3 protein-coding genes are annotated in these 2,203 nt (G+C 69.7%); 1 reads left to right on the top strand and 2 read right to left on the bottom strand.

Annotated features, from left to right (window positions below; translation table 11 throughout):
- Positions 1–556: TerD family protein (locus CR470_RS37450; protein ID WP_143663985.1), on the bottom strand; the 556-nt coding region annotated here is incomplete at its 3' end.
- Positions 557–676: 120 nt separating this feature from the next.
- On the bottom strand, positions 677–1,300 hold the full coding sequence (locus tag CR470_RS37445; RefSeq protein ID WP_097872184.1) for a M48 metallopeptidase family protein: 624 nt from the start codon (positions 1,298–1,300) through the stop codon (positions 677–679).
- 261 nt (positions 1,301–1,561) lie between these two features.
- On the opposite strand from CR470_RS37445, the gene CR470_RS37440 reads away from it, so the two are divergent.
- Positions 1,562–2,203, top strand: a 642-nt coding sequence (locus CR470_RS37440) for a ThiF family adenylyltransferase (RefSeq protein ID WP_179892517.1), incomplete at its 3' end; no start/stop codon positions are given.

Genomic DNA, 2,203 nt, shown 5'->3' with positions numbered 1-2,203 from the left:
AGATGTGTATAAGAGACAGCGCCTCTTCTTCGGCGACCTCGCCGCCGAAGTTCTTCAGAAGCGCGTCGAGACCGCCGTCGAAGCCCTGGCCGACGGCGGCGAAACGCCAGACGTCCTTCAGGTAGAAGTCGCCGAGCATCACGGCGCGCTCGGTGGTGAACTCCGACCCGGTGAAGGAGTACCTCACCACTTCCTCGCCGCCCGCGACGATGCGGATGTATCCCGGGCCGATCTGGGACATCTGCCCGGGACCGTCGAGCGTCGCGGTGAAGGAGAGCTTCTGGATGGCTGCCGGAACGCGGTCGAGCGTGACGCGGAAGGACTCGGTGTCACCGGACTGGGCGCCGAGGAGCTGGATGGACTCCTCGGGCGATTTCGGCTGGTTGAAGAAGATGAAGTACCGGTCGTCGGAGAGCTGCTCATGGGCGTCGAGGCCGAAGCAGCTGATGTCGAAAGTCAGCCCGGGGGCCGCGATCTGCACACCTACGTACAGATCTGTCCCTGGCGTGAGATCACTGATCTTGGCCTTGTGGCCGCGTTGGAATTCCCTGGCCATGCGTAACGACCGTCCCCCATCCCGAAGGTAAATGCGTCGCGTCAGGCTAACCGCAAACGACGACATCGGGCCAAGCCGGTACACACCCGGTACAGAATCGGCGAACGCGACCGGTCCCGGTCACTCCTCGCGGGCGGCGGGCAGGTGGGGCAGCCGGTCGGCAGCCACGACGCCCTCCAGATACCCACGGGCGCGCTCGGTGCGCGGATACGCCTCCAGCAGCCGCCAGAACCGCGGACCGTGTCCGGGAACGAGCAGATGTGCCAGCTCGTGGAGGAGTACGTAGTCGACCACGTACTCCGGCATGCCCTGCAGCCGGTGCGAGAGCCTGATGCTGCCCTCGGCAGGGGTGCACGAGCCCCAGCGGGTGTTCTGGTTGGTCACCCAGCGCACCGAGACGGGCCTGGCGCGACCGTCGAAATACTGGGCGGACAGGCGCCCGGCACGCTCCGCGAGTTCGGTGTCGCCCAGGACGCGCTTGTTCTCCTGGGCGGCGAGCTTGTCCAGCATCACCCCCACCCAGCGCCGCTCCTCCGCCTCCGACATCCGGGCCGGGATGAGCACGATCGTGCGGTCGCCCTCCCGGTAGGCGGAGACCGTTCTCCTGCGCCGGGTGCTCCGGCGGACCTCGACCGCGCTCGTCGCCGAAGCGCGGGCCGGATGGGCTGCCGCGCTGCGCTGATGGCTTCCGGCGCTGGGCGCGGGGGTCTCCCCGGCGAAGCCGGACGACGGGTCGGCGGGCACGCCACGACGTTACCCGCTGTCCGCGGGGGAAGTCCCGCCCCGGGAACGGTTCCGCGGCGATCCCCGCACGGCACGCGGCAGGTGAACGACCAAAGGCTTGAACGATCAAGGGCTTGAACGACTAATGACCGGTGCCTGTGGACAACTCCGGGCACGGTTGAGCGCGGCCCCGCATTCTGACGGAGGTCCCGCGGAAAGACCCGTGGATCAACCGGTCTGCGAGCACACCTGTGCCCGCGACACCGCTCGGGGGGAGAAATCATGCATCCGATGCTGAAGCCCGCACTGCGTCGCGCCTGGCGCGGACGGAACACCGTGCAATTCGGTGTGACACCCGCACATGCTGTGACGCTCGGACCGGTGGACCTCGCCACGGGGAGCTTTCTGGAACTGCTCGACGGCACGCGCGGACTGCGGCTCCTGCACGAGGAGGCCCGCGCTCTGGACCTGTCGGAACATCATGTGGACACCCTGCTGACCCGCTTGGCGGAGGCGGGGCTCCTGGACGACCCGAGACCGGCCGACCCGGGGTCCGACGTCCTGTGTCGTCGTGCCGAGGTGATGGACCGCCAGCGCCCCGATGTGGCCTCCCTGTCGGTCGTCCGTCCCGAGCCGGGCGGCGGCACGCGCCGGATGGCGGCCCGGCGGGCGATGCGGGTCCAGGTGCGGGGAGCCGGCCGGGTCGGGGCGTCCATCGCCTCGGTGCTCTCGGGTGCGGGGGTGGGGCATGTGGAAGTGCTCGACGGGGGCCGGGCCGAGCCCTGGGATGTGGCGCCCGCGGGACTCCCCCCGGCAGCCGTGGGGGAACGGCGCGACGTGGCGGCCCGCCGGCTCGTCCGCCGGTCCGCACCGGGGCCGGCTCCCCGGCGAGCGACGGCGGACGGCTATCTCTTATACACATCT

The organism is Streptomyces sp. rh34 (genome assembly GCF_002551245.1).
Taxonomy (GTDB): Bacteria; Actinomycetota; Actinomycetes; order Streptomycetales; family Streptomycetaceae; genus Streptomyces.
This window is presented reverse-complemented; position numbering and strand designations above follow the sequence as displayed.